Annotated in this window: 9 protein-coding genes; 6 read left to right on the forward strand and 3 right to left on the reverse strand. The window is 65.4% G+C overall.

Annotated features, from left to right (window positions below; translation table 11 throughout):
- Window positions 1-42 precede the first annotated feature (42 nt).
- The 5 genes from QXZ85_RS11650 to glgA all read left to right on the forward strand — a co-directional run bounded on the left by QXZ85_RS11650 (window position 43) and on the right by glgA (window position 6,316).
- Window positions 43-816, forward strand: a complete 774-nt coding sequence (locus QXZ85_RS11650; RefSeq protein WP_315742445.1) for an SDR family NAD(P)-dependent oxidoreductase — start codon at window positions 43-45, stop codon at window positions 814-816.
- A gap of 31 nt (window positions 817-847) precedes the next feature.
- Complete coding sequence (locus tag QXZ85_RS11655) at window positions 848-2,500, forward strand: FGGY-family carbohydrate kinase (RefSeq protein WP_316174152.1); 1,653 nt, start codon at window positions 848-850, stop codon at window positions 2,498-2,500.
- The gene (locus QXZ85_RS11660; RefSeq protein ID WP_315701722.1) at window positions 2,497-3,444 is read left to right on the forward strand and encodes a carbohydrate kinase; all 948 of its coding nucleotides are present in this window, start codon (window positions 2,497-2,499) and stop codon (window positions 3,442-3,444) included. Before QXZ85_RS11655 ends, QXZ85_RS11660 begins: the two co-directional genes overlap by 4 nt.
- Before the next feature lie 152 nt (window positions 3,445-3,596).
- Complete coding sequence (glgC, locus tag QXZ85_RS11665; RefSeq protein ID WP_315742448.1) at window positions 3,597-4,859, forward strand: glucose-1-phosphate adenylyltransferase; 1,263 nt, start codon at window positions 3,597-3,599, stop codon at window positions 4,857-4,859.
- Complete coding sequence (glgA, locus tag QXZ85_RS11670) at window positions 4,856-6,316, forward strand: glycogen synthase GlgA (protein ID WP_315767538.1); 1,461 nt, start codon at window positions 4,856-4,858, stop codon at window positions 6,314-6,316. Before glgC ends, glgA begins: the two co-directional genes overlap by 4 nt.
- Window positions 6,317-6,334: 18 nt before the next feature.
- Here glgA and QXZ85_RS11675 read toward each other — a convergent pair whose 3' ends face one another.
- From QXZ85_RS11675 to QXZ85_RS11685, 3 genes are all read right to left on the reverse strand, one after another.
- Window positions 6,335-7,639, reverse strand: coding sequence for an MFS transporter (locus tag QXZ85_RS11675; protein WP_315767537.1), 1,305 nt, complete (start codon window positions 7,637-7,639; stop codon window positions 6,335-6,337).
- A gap of 179 nt (window positions 7,640-7,818) precedes the next feature.
- Window positions 7,819-8,610, reverse strand: a complete 792-nt coding sequence (locus QXZ85_RS11680) for a protein-L-isoaspartate O-methyltransferase family protein (protein ID WP_315703110.1) — start codon at window positions 8,608-8,610, stop codon at window positions 7,819-7,821.
- A complete protein-coding gene (locus QXZ85_RS11685; RefSeq protein ID WP_315767536.1) occupies window positions 8,607-12,077 on the reverse strand; it encodes an adenylate/guanylate cyclase domain-containing protein in 3,471 nt (1,156 codons plus the stop codon). Before QXZ85_RS11685 ends, QXZ85_RS11680 begins: the two co-directional genes overlap by 4 nt.
- Window positions 12,078-12,290: 213 nt before the next feature.
- Between QXZ85_RS11685 and QXZ85_RS11690 the strand changes: the two genes are divergently transcribed.
- Window positions 12,291-18,668, forward strand: a complete 6,378-nt coding sequence (locus QXZ85_RS11690) for a non-ribosomal peptide synthetase (protein ID WP_316174156.1) — start codon at window positions 12,291-12,293, stop codon at window positions 18,666-18,668.
- The last annotated feature ends 57 nt before the right edge of the window (window positions 18,669-18,725 follow it).

Genomic DNA, 18,725 nt, shown 5'->3' on the forward strand with positions numbered 1-18,725 from the left:
GACGTCCCCTTTGGGCGTCAATGAGAAAGACGGACGACGACCATGTATCTGGAAAAATTCAGGCTCAACGGACAGATCGCGCTGGTGACCGGAGGCGGGCAGGGCATCGGGCTCGCCTGTGTCGAGGCGCTGGCGGAAGCCGGCGCCAAGGTCGTCATCGCCGACCGCGATCCCAAGGTTGCCATTGCGGCGCAGGCCGAGATGAAGGGCAAGGGCTTTGACACCGAAACCGTGATCATGGACGTGACCGACTCGGCGCGCGTCACCGAGGTTGCCGATGAACTGGCGGCGCGGTTCGGCAAGGTCGACGTTCTCGTCAACAATGCCGGCATCGCCCGGAGCGAGACGCCGGCGGAGACCGTCACCGATGAGCATTGGCTCAACGTGCTGGACGTGAACCTGAACGGCACCTTCTGGTGCTGCCGCGCGTTCGGCAAGCACATGTTGGCGGCGAAATCCGGCAACATCGTCAATATCGGCTCGATGTCCGGCTTCATCGTCAACAAGCCGCAGGAGCAGTGCTTCTACAACGCCTCCAAGGCTGCAGTGCACCATCTGACCAAGTCGCTGGCAGCCGAATGGGGTGCGCGCGGCGTACGCGTCAATGCGGTCGCGCCGACCTATATCGAGACGCCGCTGAACGCCTTCGTGAAGAACAATCCGCGCATGTATGATGCCTGGATTGGCGGCACGCCGATGGCGCGGATGGGGCGGGTCGACGAGATCGCGTCGGTCGTTTTGTTCCTCGCCTCCGAGGCGGCCAGCCTGATGACCGGCAGCGTCGTCGTGGTCGATGGCGGCTACACTTGCTGGTAAGCTCGCGTCAAATCATTGGCGGGAGTGGAACATGCGGCAGGCCTTTATCGGCGTCGATGTCGGAACGTCGAGCACACGCGCAGGGATATTCGACGAGGCCGGCCACCTGCTCGCGGCGGCGCGGCACCCGATCAGACTGTGGCAGGAGGCTGGCGACATCGTCGAGCAGTCGTCCGACGACATCTGGAGCGCTTGCTGCATCGCGGTGCGGGCGGCGCTGGCGGAGGCCGGCGTCACCCCTGATGCGGTCAAAGGCCTTGGCTTCGATGCGACCTGCTCGCTGGTGGTGCTGAACAAGCAGGGCGGGCCGCTCACCGTCAGCACATCGGGCGATCACGCGCGCAACGTGATCGTCTGGATGGATCACCGCGCCGTCCCGGAAGCGCGCGACATCAACACCGCTGGGCACGAGGTGCTGCGCTACGTTGGCGGGGTGATCTCGCCGGAAATGGAGATGCCGAAGCTGCTGTGGCTGAAACGGCATCTGCGCCAGAGCTTCGATGAAGCCGGTCATTTCTTCGATCTCGCCGATTATCTCACCTTTCGCGCGACCGGTTCGCCGGCGCGCTCCATGTGCACCGTCACCTGCAAGTGGAACTACCTCGCGCATGACGGGCGCTGGAGCGCCGACTATTTCCGGCGGATCGGGTTGCAAGACTTCGTCGAGGAGAACTATGCGCGGATCGGCACCGACATCGTGGCGCCAGGCACGCCGCTTGGCGCGGGGCTTTCGCGCGCCGCGGCGCAGGATCTCGGCCTCACTCCCGGCACGCCGGTCGGAGCTTCGCTGATCGACGCCCATGCCGGCGGCGTCGGCGCGATCGGCGGCCGCGAGGCCGATGGTGCCGAGGTCAATGTCTGCGAACGGCTCGCTTACATCATGGGGACGTCGGCCTGCATCATGGCAACCACGGTCGAGCCGTGCTTCGTGCCAGGTGTGTGGGGGCCTTATTACCAGGGCATGGTGCCGGGCTTCTGGCTCAACGAGGGCGGTCAATCGGCGGCGGGTGCGGCGATCGATCATCTGCTCCGTTCGCATCCCTGCTATGGGGAGGCCAGCGCCGCCGCGCGGGCTCAGGGCATCGACGTCATCGACTATCTGGAGCGGCGGATCATCGCGCGCGTGAAAGCTCCGGGTGCGGCCGCACTCCTTGCACGCGACATTCATGTCCTTCCCGAGTTTCTGGGCAATCGCTCACCTTACGCTGATCCGGATTCACGCGCGGTGATCGCCGGCCTCGACCTCGCGTCCGACATCGGCGCGATGGAGCGGCTGTTCGTCGCCGCCCTTTGCGGCCTCGCCTATGGTCTCGCCGACGTCATCGATGCGTTCGCAGCGAACGATGTGAAAAGCCGCATCGTGGTGATGGCGGGCGGCGCGTCGCGCAGTCCGCTGGTGCGACAGATCATGGCCGACACCACGGGGCTCGTGGTGGCGCTGCCGCGCACCCAGGAGCCGGTGCTGCTGGGGGCGTCCATGCTCGGTGCGGTCGCGAGCGGCACCTTCCGCTCGATCGGCGACACGATGGCGGCGATGTCGGCACTCGGGCGTTCGAGCGACCCGACCAACCCGAAGCTTGTCGCCTTTCATCGCAGGAAGCGTGAGGTGCACGGGCTGATGCGCAGGCTCGATCGCGACAGTCGCGCGATGATGCGCGACATCGTAACGGAGGGACGCGCATGATCCTGAGTTGTGGCGATGCGCTGATCGATTTCGTGCCGGCGGCTACGGCGGACGGACGGGCCGCTCTGCGGCCGGTCGTCGGTGGCTCCTGTCTCAATGTCGCGGTCGGGCTGGCACGGCTGGAGGTGCCGACCGGCTTTGTCGGCGGCATCTCGACCGACATGTTCGGCCGCATGATCGCCGAGCACGCGCAGAGTTCGCAGGTCGACCTGCGTTATGCGACCCGCAGCGCCGACCAGGCCACGCTCGCCTTCGTGCAGCACATCGCCGGCGAGGCGCAATATGCGTTCTATGACGCCGAGACCGCGGCGCGGAAGTGGACCTATCGGCCGGGCAGCATCCCGTTCGATACGGTGGAAGCGCTGCATGTCGGCTCGACCACCCTGGTCCACGACCACGGCGCGGCCGAGACGCGTGCGTTGATCGACGCGGCCCGTCATCATGCGACGATCTCGTTCGATCCGAACTGCCGGCCGAACCTGGTCACGGACAAGGCGGCCTATCGGGTGCGGATGGACGAATTCGCCAACCTGGCTGGCATGATCAAGATGTCGGATGTCGATTTCGAATACCTCTATGGCGGCGACGATTATGCCGCACGCGCCGAGATCCTGCTGAGAGGTGGCTGTCATCTTTTCGTCGTGACCTGCGGGCCGAAGGGGGCTTTGGCCTGGCACCGCAAGGCCGGTGCGGTCGAGGTCATGGCGCCCGCAATCGAGGTCGTTGACACGATCGGAGCCGGCGACAGCTTCCAGGCCGGCCTGTTGTTTGCACTGCGCGCATTGGGCCGAGTCGGGCGGGATGATCTGGCCGCGCTCAGTGCGGCGGAGCTCCGCCGGACGCTCTCCTTTGCTGCCGCCTGCGCGGCAGTGACCTGCACCCGGCCGGGGGCGGACCCGCCACGATGGCCTGAGATGGTGGCGACCTGGCATCGGCTCGGCTGACCGCGGCCTTGCACAGCGCAACGGGCATTGCATAGCGCAAACGGAACTGGTTGGCTGTTCCTCAGTCATATTAAGGTGGGCAACGGCCCGGTTGCATGCCGGTTCGGCATGCGGGCGGACCGATCGCACTGCCGACGCAAAAGGAGGAAACCATGGCACCCGCCGGAACTGAGCCGCTATCACGCCACGCGCTCGCCTTCGTGCTGGCAGGGGGACGCGGCAGCCGGCTCCTGGAGCTGACCGACCGCCGCGCCAAGCCCGCGGTCCATTTCGGCGGCAAGTCGCGCATCATCGATTTCGCGCTGTCAAACGCGGTCAATTCCGGCATCCGCCGCATCGCGGTCGCCACCCAATACAAGGCGCACAGCCTGATCCGCCATCTGCAGATGGGCTGGAATTTCTTCCGTCCCGAGCGCAACGAAAGCTTCGACATTCTCCCGGCAAGCCAACGTGTGTCCGAGACCATGTGGTACGTCGGCACGGCTGACGCAGTCTATCAGAACATCGACATTCTCGAGACCTACAACAGCAAGTACATCGTCGTGCTCGCCGGCGACCACGTCTACAAGATGGATTACGAACTGATGCTGCAGCAGCATGTCGACCAGCGCGCCGATGTCACTGTCGGTTGCCTGGAGACGCCGCGCGCGGAATCCTCGGGCTTCGGCATCATTCACATGAACGAGGATGAAACCATCCGCGATTTCATCGAGAAGCCGAAAGATCCGCCGCCGATCCCGGGTAAGCCCGACATGTCGCTCGCCAGCATGGGTATCTACGTGTTCGACGCGAAGTTCCTGTTCGACGAGCTCAAGCGCGATGCGGCCGATCCCAACTCGAACCATGATTTCGGCAGGGACATCATTCCCTATCTTGTCAAGAACGGCCGTGCGGTCGCACATCAGTTCAACCGCTCCTGCGTGCGCACCGACCACGATCCGCGCAGCTACTGGCGCGACGTCGGCACGGTCGACGCCTATTGGGCGGCCAATCTCGACCTGACCGACGTGACGCCCGAACTGGACCTTTATGACCGCACCTGGCCGATCTGGACCTATTCCGAGATCACGCCGCCGGCGAAATTCGTCCATGACGAGGATGGCCGCCGCGGTGAGGCGACCTGTTCGCTGGTGTCCGGCGGCTGCATCGTCTCCGGCGCCTGCGTGCAACGCTCGCTGTTGTTCACGGGCGTGCACCTGCACTCCTACTCCAGGCTGCACAATTCGGTGCTGCTGCCTTACGTCAATGTCGGCCGCCATGCACGGCTGCAGAACGTGGTGGTCGATCGCGGCGTGCAGATTCCGGAAGGATTGGTCGTGGGCGAAGACCCCGAATTCGACGCCAAGCGTTTCCGGACAACCGAGAACGGCGTCACTCTCATCACCCAGCCGATGATTGACGGGCTCAATCGATGACGCCCATGCGCGTGTTGTCGGTCGCGTCGGAGATCTATCCGATCGTGAAGACCGGCGGGCTTGCCGATGTGGCCGGTGCGCTGCCGATTGCGCTCAGGACCGAAGGCGTCGAGATGCGCACGCTGGTGCCGGGCTATCCTGCGGTGATGAAGGCGCTGGAGCAGACCAGCGAGATCAGCTCGCTGCCGAATTTCTTCGGCGGCAACGCGCGGCTGCTCGGCGGCTCGCATGGCGAGCTCGATCTGTTCGTGCTCGATGCGCCGCATCTCTACGCGCGCGAGGGCAATCCTTACGTCCAATCTGACGGCACGGACTGGCCGGACAATGCGTTCCGCTTTGCCGCGCTGGCGCGCGCCGCGGCCTATATCGGGCTTGGCTCCGCGCCCGGCTTCGTGCCGGATGTGGTCCACGGCCACGACTGGCAGGCCGGGCTGATGCCGGCCTATCTGCTCTACAGCCATCAGCCGCATCCGGTCACGGTCATGACCGTGCACAACATGGCGTTCCAGGGCCGCTTTCCCCGCGACCTGCTGGGCCCCCTTGGGCTGCCGCCGGAATCGTTCTCGATCTATGGGGTCGAATATTACGGCGACATCAGTTTCCTGAAGGCGGGCCTCCAGTTCGCCGATCGCATCACCACGGTGTCGCCGACCTACGCCGTCGAGATCCAGAGCGACGAATACGGCATGGGGCTGGCTGGTCTGCTGCGCCAGCGCGCGGGCGATCTGTCCGGCATCCTCAATGGCATCGACACGGCGGTATGGGATCCCGCGACCGATTCCGCGCTTCCCGCGAACTACAGCGTCGAGCGGCTCGAAGCGCGCGCCGCCAACAAGGCGGCGCTGCAAAGGCGCATGGGGCTCGAGGTCTCGCCGGATGCCTTCCTGCTCGGTGTGGTCAGCCGGCTGTCCTGGCAGAAGGGGCTCGATCTGTTGCTGGCGTGCCTGCCGACATTCGCGAGCGGCGGCATGCAGCTGGCGCTGCTTGGCGACGGCGATGCGGACCTGCGCGATGCGTTTCGCGCTGCCGCTGCCGGCGATCCCGGCCATATCGGCGTCGTCACCGGTTATGACGAAAAGCTGGCGCATCTGATCCAGGCCGGTTGCGACGCGCTGGTGGTGCCGTCGCGTTTCGAGCCCTGCGGCCTGACCCAGCTCTGTGCGCTCCGCTATGGCGCGATCCCGATCGTCGCGGCGGTCGGTGGCCTCGCCGACACCGTGCGCGACGAGAGCGCGGCAGGTCCGGATGCCACCGGATTCACCTTCAGCCCGGTGACGGCTGAAAACCTCGACCAGGCGGTGCGGCGCGCTGCGGCGGCGTTCTTCGCCTCACGCAGCCATGCCTCGAACTGGCCGCGCATGCAGCTCAACGGCATGCTGACCGACGTTTCGTGGCGGCACCGCGCCGGCAGATATGCCGAGCTCTATCGCAGCCTCGTCGCCCAGCACGGCGGCTGATTGTGGCGGCCGCGAGACTCAGCTCTTCAGCGGCAGCCGCGCCGTCTCCGGCGTCGCCAGCACGGCCAGCGCGCTGATCACCGACAGTGCGATGATGTAGAGCGAGATCGCCCAGGACGCGCCGGCCCAGACCAGCAGTGCGGTGGCGATCATCGGCGAGAATCCGCCGCTGAGTGCCGCCGCGACATTGGCGCCGAGCGAGGCGCCGCTATAGCGCACGCGTGTACCGAACAACTCCGGCATGAAGGCGGCCTTCGGCCCGAACAGCAGCGCGTGTGTCATCGTCATGGTGACGATCATCGCGACCGTGATGATGGTCGGATCCTTGGTGTCGAGCAGCCAGAACAGCGGGAAGGCGAGCACGATCGTGGTCAACGCGCCGGTCAGGTACAGCGCCTTGCGGCCGTAGATGTCGGAGAGCCAGCCCGCCAGCGGCAAGGTGATGAATTCGACGAGAGCGGCATAGACCACCGCGTTGAGCACGACCTCGCGCGGCAGCGCCAGCCTGCTGTTGGCATAGGTGATCACGAACACCGTCAGGATGTAGGCGAGGCCGACCTCGGAGACGGTGATCCCGACAGCCAGCAGAAAGCTCCACCAGTCGCGCCTGATGACCTCCACCACGGGCTGAGCGACCCGCTCCCGACGCGCGACCAGTTCCTGAAATGCAGGCGTTTCGGCCAACCGGAAGCGGACGAACAGGCCGATCGCGACCATGATGATGCTCGCGAGAAACGGCACGCGCCAGCCCCAGCTCAGGAAGCTCGCCTCGGGAAGCGCGCTCATTACGCTGAAGATCGCGGTGGAGGCGGCGACGCCGGCCGGAAATCCGACCTGCACCAGGCTGCCCCAGAAGCCGCGGCGATCGCCGGCATGTTCGGCCACCATGATGACCGCGCCGCTCCACTCGCCGCCGAGCCCGATGCCCTGCACGAAGCGCAGCGCGACCAGGAGGATCGGCGCCCAGATGCCGATCTGCTGGTACGTCGGCAGGCAGCCGATCAGGAACGTGCCGGCGCCCATGATCAGCAGCGTTGCCATCAGCATCGTCTTGCGGCCGAGCCGATCGCCGAAATGGCCGATAATGGCACCGCCGATCGGCCGGGCCACGAAGCCCACGGCATAGGTGCCGAACGCTGCGATCGTCCCCATCAACGGATCGAAGGCCGGGAAAAACAGTTTGTTGAACACCAGCGCGGCAGCCGTGCCGTAGATCAGGAAATCGTACCATTCGATCGCGGTGCCCAGCACGCTGGCGCTCACCACATGGGCGATCGGCGAAGCCGTGGTGCGGTCGGATAGGGTTTCGGTCGCCATCGTCATCGTGCAATCCCTTTTGATGCAATCCACCAGGCTGGCATTCAGTAACAGCCAGGCCTCGATCAAAATGCAGGCTCAGTCGTCAGCATGTGTCATGCTACCGCCGTTTGCGGAAGCCAACCAGAACGCGGCGTGAGCCGTCCACGCAAAACAAGAGCGAGCTGAGCGCGCCACCGCCACGCTCAGCCGCATGGCAGCCCGTGCTCGATCCGACGGAAGCGCACGGGCGCGATCGCCGCCGCGCGCTCCCACCACTCGACCACACGTTGGTCGAGCGCGCTGCCGCCGCGGCCCTGGCCGGGAAATATCGCGATGCGCCGGATCGCCTCCGCCTGATAGCCTTTGTCCAGCCGCCGGATCCTGATCACGGTGCCTTCGCGCGAGGGGCCGGTGAGCGGCAGCAGCAGCCGTCCTCCGGGCCGCAGCGCGTTGATCCATGCCGGATGCGGCTGCGTGAAGCCGGCATGGACGATGATCACGTCGGCCTTGCCGCCGATGTCCCGGCAGCCGTCGCCGCAGACGACCTCGACATTCCCGTAGCTGCGCAGGTTGGCCCCGGCGCGCGCGGCGAACGCCGCGTCGCATTCGATGGCGCGGACGTTACCTTTGGGGCCGACGATCTCGGACAGGATCGCGGAGTAATAGCCGAGGCCGCAGCCGATCTGCACCACGCGCTCGCCCTCCGCGACGTCGAGCACGTCGATGAAATGAGCCCAGAGACTCGGCAATCCGGTGTCCAGGCGCCGGCGCGCATCGATCGCAACCAGCACGTTGTCGTAGAGATGGACCGGATCGGCGCTTTCGGTCTTGTAGTAACTGCGTGAGAATTCGCTTCTGATCCGCCAAGGGCCCTTGCGCAGGAAGGCTTCCCGCGGCACGGCTTCGAGTGCTGCAAGCAGCCGCGCGGAGGCGATGTGCTCCCGGCCCGCAATGCGCGCGACGTAATGCTGCCGCGCGGCTGCGAGCTCGTTCAATCCGTCGGCTCGCTCCATGGCTGATCCTTGCTGTCCAGGCCGAGCTCGTCCATCAGCTGGATCGCGTCCTTCATGTCGGGCGTCTCAAACCCTTCGGTGAATTTGCGGCACACCGGCAGGATGAGCTCCGCGGCCTGCTGCTGCCGTCCGGTGTCGCGCAGCAGGCGGGTGAGGCTGACGGAGCTGCGCAGCTCCCACGACAACGCGCTCTGCTCGCGGGCAATTTCGAGCGATTGGCGAAACAGCTCCTCGGCATCAGGCGCAGCGGTCAGGCCGCCTTGCATCAGGGTGATGTCTCCCTGCAGGCGGTAGATCTCGGCCAGGAAGAAATGGTCGCCGGTGCGCTTGGCCATGGCGAGCGCACCGTCCAGCGCGCGAAGCGCCGCGTCGGGCATGCCGGCGCGGACATAGGCGCAGGCAAGCATGCTTCTGAACCAGGAGCTGGCGAGCCAGGAGTCCGTACCCTCATAGGCATCGAGGCCGGCCTGCAATTGCTTCAGACCGTCATCGATGTCGCCAAGCTCGGCGGCGGCCCAGCCTTTGAGGATGCTGGCCTGATATTTGTAATGCAGAAAGCCGTGTTCGGACGAGATCGCGAAGGCGCGCTCGGCGTGCCGCATGGTGCCCTCGACATCGCGCAGATGCTGGCACAGATAGGCACCGAACTCGCACGCAAAGGCCAAGGTGAACGGATGGCGCAGCGTGCCAGCGATCGAAATTGCCCGTTCGCTGTATTCGCGCGCCATGTCGGGATGGCCGAGAAACCAGAGCAGATAGCCGAGATAGGACAGCGACACGACGCCGGAATCGATGCCATGGCGCTCACGCAGGTCGTCATAAAGATCGCTGCCGTAGAGATTGATGCAGCGCTGCAGATGGTGATGTGAGGCGGTGAACCGGCCGCGATACAGCATGGTCATCGCGATCGCCCGGTGCGCCTCGATCAGATATTCCTTCCTGTGATGCGCCACCTGCTGCGTTTGATTGGCGCGATCGCGCTTGGCGAATTTCAGCAGCTCCACGCTGAGATCGTGAGCCTTCTTGAGATCGGCGCGGATGAAGTGGCAGACCCAAAGCCCGCGCATCGCGGCGAACACCTTGGCCTCGTCGTCGAGGCGCTGACCCAGCTCGAGCGCGCGCGCGAAATTCTCCTCGACCTCCTGCACCGCATAACCTTTGGCGGCGATCAGCGCGGTCCCGAGTGCGAGCCGGAGCTCGAGCTCCATCTCGTCGCACCGTGGCATGTGCGGATTGCCCTGGACGACGCCAAGCCCGCGCCGCAGATGGCCGATGGCTTCGAGATTGGCGCCGGTCTGAGCCGCCTGCCGGCCGGCTTTGAGCCAGAAGCCCGCAGCCGGTTCGCTCTGGCCGGATTCGGTCAGGTGATAGGCAAGCAGTTCCGGCTCCCGCTCGGCCTTGTCGGGATATTGGCTCGCCAGCACCTGCGCGATCCTGGCGTGCAGCTTGCGCCGGTCGCTGTGCAGCAGGCTTGCATGCGCGGCATTCTGGATCATCACATGCTTGAAGGTGTAGGCCGCCTCCGGCGGATAGCCGCGGCAGACGATCAGCCCTGCCTCCTCGAGATGATCGAGGGCCGCTTCGATATGGTCCGGCGTGGCGTCGGCCACCGCGTTCAGGATCTTGTAGGAGAATTCCCGTCCGATGGTGGCGCCGACCTGGGCGATCTTCTTGAACGGCCCGGTGCGGTCGATGCGCGCCATCAGCGAGTCCGTCAGCGTTGCCGGGATCGCGAGCTGCCGCCAGGGTCCCGCGAACACATAGCGTCCCTGCTTTTCGGTCAGCATGTTGGATTCGATCACCGCCTTGGTCAGCTCTTCCAGGAACAGCGGTACGCCGTCGGTCTTGACGATGATCTCCTCGATCACCTCGCGGGGCAGCTCGGTGCGGCCGGCGACACGTTCGACCAGGGTCGTCCGCAGCTCGCGGTTGAGCCGGCTCAAGGTCAGCATCGCCATATGGTGATCGGCCTTCCAGCTGGGCTGAAATTCCGGACGGCAGGTGATCACCAGGAGAATGCCCGCGTTCTGGACCTTCTCCACCAGCAGATCGAGCACCTCGAGCGAAGACGGATCGATCCAGTGCACGTCCTCAAAGCCGACCAGCAAGGGCCGGTCGCTGGCCAGGCCGATCAGGTGGTTGACCAGCGCCACCACCATTGCGTCCTTCTGCTGTTGCGGAGAGAGGTCGAGGCGGGCGTAGCGGTCGGCGGTCGGTATCGACAGCAACGCCGCAAACAGCGGCGCCACGCGCTCCGCATCGCCCTTGGCCGCGGCGACCGTCGCCTCGAGTCCCGACAGCGACGGCGCGCCGGGACTGTCATAGTCGAGGCCGAGGGCGAATTTGAGCTGTTCGACAAAGGGGTGAAACGGGGTGCTGACATAGTAAGGAGAGCACTGGAACGACACATGGCCATGCGGCTCACCCGCGACCCTCTCGCGGATCTCCTGCACGATGCGCGACTTTCCGATGCCGGGATCGCCGGACAGCAGCACGACCTGGCCCTTGCCTTCCTTGGCCTGCAGCCAGCGGCTCATCAGCACCGTTAGCTCTTCGTCGCGATTGACGAGCCGGGTCAGTCGCGGTCCCATCGCGGCGAAACGGGTTTCGACCCGAGACGGGCGGACCACGCGCCATGCCTGGATCTTTTCGGTGATCCCTTTGAGCGCGTGCATGCCGAGATCTTGGTAGTCGAACTTGCCCTTGAGCAGGGACTGCGTCGACTGCGCAATGACGAGGCCGTTGGCCGGCGCAAGCCCCTGCAGCCGCGCGGCGAGATTCAGCGTCTCGCCGACGGCGGAGTCGCGCTCCTCCGTGCTCTGGCCGATGAGGTCGCCGACCACGGCGAGTCCCGTCGCAATGCCGATCCGAACCGCGGGTGTGTGGCTCGGCTTGCCGGCGGGCTTGTCGTCCCGCGCCATCGACAGCGTTCGCACGATCTCAAGGCCGGCGCGCACCGCACGCTCGGCATCGTCTTCATGCGCGTTCGGATACCCGAAATAGACCAGAATGCCATCGCCGACATAGCGGGCCGCGAAGCCTTCGTAGCAGCGCACCACCCGCACGCAGGTCTCGCGGAAGCTTGCGATGATCTCGCGGACGTCCTCCGGATCGAACTGTTCGGACAGCGAAGTCGAATCCACCATGTCGCAGAACATGACGGTGAGCTGTCGCCGCTCGGCCAGCACGGTCGTGCGTGGCGCGGCGCTCTTTGAGTTCTCTTGAGTCTCGGGAGCCGCCGCGCGTAGCGAGGCTGCCGCGCGTTGCAGCCGCTTGCGATCGCCGAGCGGGATGCCGAGTTCGGCGAAATTGGCCTCATTCAGATCGGGGATGACGTCGAGATCGATGCGATGAAGAACGAACAGGTCGTGATATTGGCCAAGTCCGAAATCTTCGAGCCAGCGCGCTAAACCTTCTCCGCGTCCGGAGCTCAGCTCTTGTTTCGGCATAACGACCTGTCTGGCTTAAGCGTCGCCGCAAACGTACCGTCTCCGCATTATTAGATAAATTGGGGACTCCGCTCTACGTTGGGCTGGACACGCTCTCAAAGGTTTAAAACAATAGCCTACACTTTCAGAAAAGGCACCAATTTGCCAGATATTGATTTTCAGTCGTCCCCAGGATCAGCCGCCGAGCCATTCTTCTCGAGCATCGGGGCACTTTTGCAATGTCATGCAGCAGCGAGTCCCGATCGCGCAGCCATTATTGGTCCAACGGGCGCCGCGGTTAGCTATGCGGAGCTCTGGGCGCTCACGTCCGAGCTCTTGCGCGATCTCCGCGCGCTGGGCATCGGCCCCGCCGACCGGCTCGCAGTCATGCTGCCGCGCGGCTCGGAGAACGCGATCGTTTTGACTGCTGTCGCTGCAAGTGCGGTCTGCGTTCCCGTCAATCCGGATTTCACCGCGGATGAGCTGCTGCGCTATTTCAGTGATCTCCGCCTTTCCGCCCTGGTGACGCGTGCAGACATGTCGTCCGCCAGTCGTGGCGTCGCGCACACGCTCGGCATTCCCGTCATCGAGATCGCGCCGAGAGAGCGTGCAGGTTTCGTGTTGACCGGCCGTCCGATCCGGCCCGCCGTGGCAGCGGGTGTGGCGACGTCAGCGGACGACGCTTTCATCTTGCTGACGTCGGGGACGGCCTCGCGGCCGAAAATGGTGCCGCTCACGCAGGCGAGTGTCTGTCGTTCGGCCTACAATGCGGGTGCGGTGTTGCGGCTGACGGGCGAAGACCGTCTGCTCAATGTGCTGCCTTTGTTCCATGCCCATGGTCTGATCTCCGGCGTGCTCACGGCGCTGAGCGCCGGATCGAGCGTGATCTGCACGTCGGGCTTTGATGCGCAGGGCTTCTTCGCCTGCCTGCGCGAGTTGCGGCCGAGTTGGTACACCGCGGTGCCTGCGATCCATCGCGCGCTGCTGTCCGCGTCGGAAGCGCAGGCCGATTCGGTTTCCGACTGTTCGCTGCGCGTGATTCGCTCTGCCTCGTCATCCCTGGCGCCGGCCGTCCTCGAAGGCCTGGAGGCGCTGTTCGGCGTGCCGGTCATCGAGACCTATGGCATGACCGAAGGCGCATCGCAGATCGCGGCCAATCCGATCGAGCTCCGCAAGGTCGGGTCGGTCGGGCGGTCGGCCGGTCCTGAGATCGCGATCATGGACGAGCAGGGCGGGGTGCTCCCGGTGGGCGCCCGCGGCGAGATCATGCTGCGCGGCCCGACCATCACGCGCGGCTATTGCGATGATCCCGCCGCAACCGCAGCCGCGTTTCGTGACGGCTGGTTCAGGACGGGCGATCTCGGCTATCTCGACGCGGATGGCTATCTCTTCATCGCCGGGCGGATCAAGGACATCATCAATCGCGGCGGGCAGAAGGTGTCGCCGGAGGAGGTCGAGCAGGTCCTGCTTCGTCACCCTGACGTGCTGGAAGCGGCCGCTTTTGCGATGCCGCATCCACGGCTTGGCGAGGCGGTCGCAGCCGCGATCGTCCCGAAGCCAAAAGCGAGGTTGGATGCGGACCAACTGCGACAGTTCGCCGGGACGCAGCTCGCCGGATATAAAGTCCCCAGCGTGATCCATCTCGCGACGGCGCTGCCGAAAGGAGCGAGCGGCAAGATCAAGCGGAGCGCTCTCGCAGAGACGTTTGCGGCGCCTGTCAACGCGCCGGCGGCGGGCGCGTCGGCACCGCGGACCGAGGCGGAAATGCAGCTCGCCGGGATCTGGGCTGGACTGCTCGAGTGCAGCGAGATCGGTGTCGATCAGGACGTGTTCGCGCTCGGTGCCGACTCGATCCTGGTGACGCAGTTCCTCTCCCGCGTGCGCGACCAGCTTCGGGTCACGCTGTCATTTCGGGATGTGTTCGACGCACCGACGGTGGCGGCCCTCGCCGCGCGGCTGCAGGCAACCTCGCGCAGGCGGGCAATCGCCGCACCAGGCTGGCGCGCCCCGGCCGCCTATGAGGTCGCAGCACCGCTCTCCTTCCAGCAGCAGCGAATCCATTTTCTGGCCGATCTCGATCCGACAGGCTGTCATTATAATGTCGTGGAAGCCGTGCGGCTCACAGGTCCGCTCGACGTTGCGGCTCTCGACGCCAGCATTGCCGAGATCAGCCGGCGTCATGACACCCTGCGCAGCACCTTCTCCGAGCGGCGCGGCAGGCGGGTTCAAATCGCTCAGCCAGCGCCGGCCAAGCTGCATCGGATCGACCTGGGCGACACTCCGGCCGCCGACCGGGAAGGGGGGGTGCGCAACGAAGTGCTGCAGATCATGCGGTCGAGGGCCGACCTTGCGCAGCAGCCGCCGTTCCAGGCTTGGCTGTTTCATTTCGCCGACGACGATCATGCACTCGTCGTCCGCATTCACCATGTGGCGACGGACGGCTGGTCGCAGCGGCTGTTTTGGGAGGAGCTGGGCGCCCATTACGGGCGCCATTGCGGCCTTTCGGCGGATCGGCTGCCGCCGCCTTTGATCCAGTATCGCCAGTTTGTCGCCTGGCAGCAGGGCTGGTTACGCACCCAGGCCGCCAAGCAACAGCTGGCCTATTGGCATGCGCAGCTCGAGGGCCTCACGGTGTTGCCGTTGCGGACCGATCGTCCGCGCCCGGTGAGCTTGAGCGGCCGCGGTGCCCGCCATGCTCTGGCGTTCACGCCCGTTTTGTCTGAGCGAATCCGAGCATTCTGCCGCGCCGAAGGCGTCACACCGTTCATGACGCTGCTCGCGGCGTTCCAGGGCCTTCTCTATCGCGTCACCGGCCACGCCGACGTCGCGGTTGGCTCGCTGATCGCCAACCGCAACCAGGTCGAGATCGAGCGGCTGATCGGCATGTTCGCCAATACGATCGTGCTGCGCACCGATTTATCGGGCGATCCGAGTTTCCGTGCGCTGCTCGCGCGCGTCCGCACCGTCACCATCGATGCCTATCGCAACCAGGATCTGCCGATCGAGGAGGTGCTGCGGACCGCGCCGCTGTTGCGCGGCCAGGATGCAGCGCCGCTGTTTCGGGTCATGTTCATTCTGCAGAATGCCACGACCACGACGCCGACGCTTCCAGGATTGTCGGTCGATCTCATCGACGTCGATCCGGGACTCGCGCGCTTCGATCTGACGCTGGAGCTCAACGATTCCGGCGAGGCCTATGCCGGCTTCTTCGAATACAGCACTGACCTGTTCGAAGCCGGCACGATTGCGCGAATGGCGGCGCATCTCGACACGCTACTTCAGGCTGCCCTCGACGATCCGGGCGCGCCGATAACGCAGTTGGAGATGCTGCCCGCCTCGGAGCGGCGTGAGGTTCTGAAGCTGGCGGCGGGCTCGCGGATCGATTTCGGATCGCAGGGCGATGTGCTGGCGGGCCTCGCCGCGCAGGTCGCGCGCATGCCGGAGGCGATCGCGGTGTCCGATGCCGGGCATCGCATCAGCTATCGTGAACTCGATGCGTCCAGCGCAGCGATTGCCGGCCGGCTGATCAGCGAGGGTCTAGGGCCGGAAGCGGTGGTCGCCCTATGGGGCGCGCGCTCGCCGCATCTGCTGGCGGCTATGGTCGGCGTGCATCGTGCCGGCGCCGCGTTCCTCTGTCTCGATCCTGCGCAGCCGGCGGCGCGCCTCGTCCATATGCTCAAGGACAGCGGCGCAGCCTTCATTCTGGCGTCGGAGGGCGAGGTCGCGGCGCTGCAGCCGGTCATGGATCAATTTGCGACCGAGGTTCAGCCGAGGATTGCTCTGATCGACGAACTGGTCACGACGCCTCCGTCCGGTGGCGCTGCGTTGCCGAGCGTCGCAGAGACTGGTCTCGCCTATGTCATCTACACGTCGGGCTCGTCGGGTTGGCCGAAGGGTACGCTGATCGAACGGCGCGGGCTGGCAAATCACCTTGCCTCGGTGGTTGCCGCGTTCGGACTTGGCCCTGGCGACGTAGTCGCGCAGACTGCGCCGCAAAGTTTCGTCATCGCGGTGTGGCAGTGCCTGGCTGGACTAACGGTCGGCGCCCGCATTCATGTCTGCGCCGCCGAGGTGGTGAGGGATCCCATCCTGCTGGCGCAGGAGATCGGCGCGCACGGCATCACTGTGCTGCAGATCGTACCGTCGCTGCTGCGCGCGCTGCTGGAGCAGGTCGAGGACCAAGCCATCACGCGCGCGCTGTCCGGCCTGCGCATCGTCATTGCAACCGGCGAGCCGCTGACCGTGGATCTTTGCCGCAGCTGGTTGACGCACTTTCCGGATATCCCGTTGGTCAATGCCTATGGCGCATCGGAATGCTCCGATGACGTCACCTTGCATCGCATGACCTCTGCACCGGAGCCGGGCGGCGTGGTTTCGATCGGCCAATCATTGCCGAACACGCAGGTCTATGTGCTGGACGGACAGTTTCAGCCGGTGCCGATCGGCGTGGTCGGCGAAATCTGCGTCGGCGGCGCCGGCGTGGCCCGTGGCTACCTCAATGACCCGGCTCGGACAGCTGAGCGGTTTGTGCCCGATCCCTTCTCGGCCATCGCCGGTGCGCGGCTCTATCGCACCGGCGATCTCGGTCGCCGGCGTGCGGACGGGGCGCTCGAATGCCTCGGGCGCATGGATCGCCAGCTGAAAATTCGTGGCCACAGAATCGAGCTGCAGGAAATCGAGCAGGTTCTGCTCGATCACCCGCTGGTCCGCCACGCGATCGTCGAACCGCATGGCCTCGCTGGCCGCGACATCCGGCTGATCGCCCATGTGGTGCCGGCCTCTGGCGGTCGGCTGACCGCGAGCGAGCTACGCAGCTTTATCAAGGCGAAGCTGCCGGGCCATATGATCCCCTCGGCCTTCCTGTTTCTCGACCGGCTGCCATTGAATGCACATGGCAAGGTGGATCGCGCGGTCCTGAGGGTAAGCCCGATCGCGGATGTCACGGAGGGGCCGGAGCCGATTGCGCCCGAGAACGCGATCGAGACGCTCGTCTGCGAGATCTGGGCCGAGGTGCTGAAGCGACGCCGCATTGGCGCCACCGACAATTTCTTCGAGCTTGGCGGCCACTCCCTGCTGGCGGGCCAAGTCATGGCTCGCCTCGCCGCAGCGTTGCAGCTGTCTCTGCCGATGAAGGTTCTGTTCGAGGCGCCGACCGTGACGGCGTTCGCGCAACGGATCGATCAGGCCCGGGCCCAGCAGCTCCAGCCAATGCAGCTCATTCCGGCGATCGCACGGGGGGCTGGGCCGCAGGCCTCAATGGCGCAGGCGCAGATGATCAGGATGGAGCATGCGCTGCCTGGGCTGCCGCAGTTCAATCTGCCCTTCGCATTCCGGCTTGTCGGCCCCATCAAGATCGACGCGCTCGCGCGAGGTCTTTCCGATGTAGTGAGACGTCATGACGTCCTGCGCACCGGGTTCGGCAGGGGTGACGACGAGCCTCACGCGGTCGTGATCGCTCCCGATCAGGTACCCGGAATCCTGTCGGTGGAGGATCTGGCCGATGGTGTTGCTGACGACGATGATCGGCCCAGCCAACGTTTGCGCCTGAGGGCTGCGAAGCTGATCGCACAGCAGGAGGCCTGGACACCGTTCGATGTCAGTCATGCTCCGCTGCTTCGCGCGCGGCTGTTGCGGCTCGCCGCCGACGATTATGTCCTGCTGATCACCTTCCATCATGCCGTCGTCGATGGCTGGTCGATCGGGCTGCTGCTCGAGGAGATCTCGCAAACCTGCTCGTCGTTGCCCGCACCCGAGCCGCTGCTTCCGCCCCAGGGCAAGCTGACCTTCTCCGATGTCGCCCGATGGCAGCGTGCGTGGTGTACGACCGCCGCCGCGGATGGGCAGATGTGTTATTGGCGCGAGGTTCTGCATGCGGCGACGCCGGTGTTTGGTCCTGGGGGGCGCGGCGTCGCAGCGCGGCTTGGCGCACGCACTGGCCACGAGCCCGTCCAGCTTACGCGCAGCCTGATCAAACGGTTGGACGCGTTCGCGAAATCGCAGAACGGGACGCTGTTCATGGGTCTGCTGACCGCGCTCAACGCGGTGCTCATGAAGCGGACCGGACAGCAGGATATTTGTATCGCGACCTCGATGGCCAATCGCGTCCAGCCGGCGACCGAGCGCGTGGTCGGGCCGTTGGAAAACACGGTCATCATTCGCACCCGACTCACGCCGGAACTGTCGTTTGCTGAAGCCTTCGATCGGGTGCGCCGCGCGGTGCTCGATGCGCATGCCCGGCAGGAACTGCCCTTCAACGTTCTGGCCGAGCAGCTGGCCGAAAAGGACGGCATCGATCCCGCCGGTCTGATCCAGGTGTATTTCACTTTGCAGAATCCGCTGCGCCAACCGTTGAGGCTGCCGGGCATCGCTGTGAAGCCGTTCGGAGATGTGTCCCGCGAAGGCCAGCCGGTGCTCCCGGTCAATCAGACCTGGCTGAGCCTGATGCTCAAGGAGCGTCCGACCGGCGTCACCGGCACGCTGGGCTACAAGGCCGATCTGTTCGCGTTCGACGACATGGCGACATGGGTGGCGGATTTCAGAGCGATCCTCGAGATGGCCATCGCCGGCTCTCGAACGTCATTGGCCGAACTGCTCGATCGCCAGGCGGCTTGAACCGGTTGACGACGCCGAACTCGGATGTTCGGCCTGTGAGTAGCGCTGGATCGATCT

This window comes from Bradyrhizobium sp. SZCCHNGR1005, from assembly GCF_032489995.1.
Taxonomy (GTDB): domain Bacteria; phylum Pseudomonadota; class Alphaproteobacteria; order Rhizobiales; family Xanthobacteraceae; genus Bradyrhizobium.

Bases quoted from the DNA above. Each gene is read 5' to 3' on its own strand.
- QXZ85_RS11650 (WP_315742445.1), top strand. From the start codon at position 43: ATGTATCTGGAAAAATTCAGGCTCAACGGACAGATCGCGCTGGTGACC.
- QXZ85_RS11655 (WP_316174152.1), top strand. From the start codon at position 848: ATGCGGCAGGCCTTTATCGGCGTCGATGTCGGAACGTCGAGCACACGC.
- QXZ85_RS11660 (WP_315701722.1), top strand. From the start codon at position 2,497: ATGATCCTGAGTTGTGGCGATGCGCTGATCGATTTCGTGCCGGCGGCT.
- glgC (WP_315742448.1), top strand. From the start codon at position 3,597: ATGGCACCCGCCGGAACTGAGCCGCTATCACGCCACGCGCTCGCCTTC.
- glgA (WP_315767538.1), top strand. From the start codon at position 4,856: ATGACGCCCATGCGCGTGTTGTCGGTCGCGTCGGAGATCTATCCGATC.
- QXZ85_RS11675 (WP_315767537.1), bottom strand. From the start codon at position 7,639: ATGACGATGGCGACCGAAACCCTATCCGACCGCACCACGGCTTCGCCG.
- QXZ85_RS11685 (WP_315767536.1), bottom strand. From the start codon at position 12,077: ATGCCGAAACAAGAGCTGAGCTCCGGACGCGGAGAAGGTTTAGCGCGC.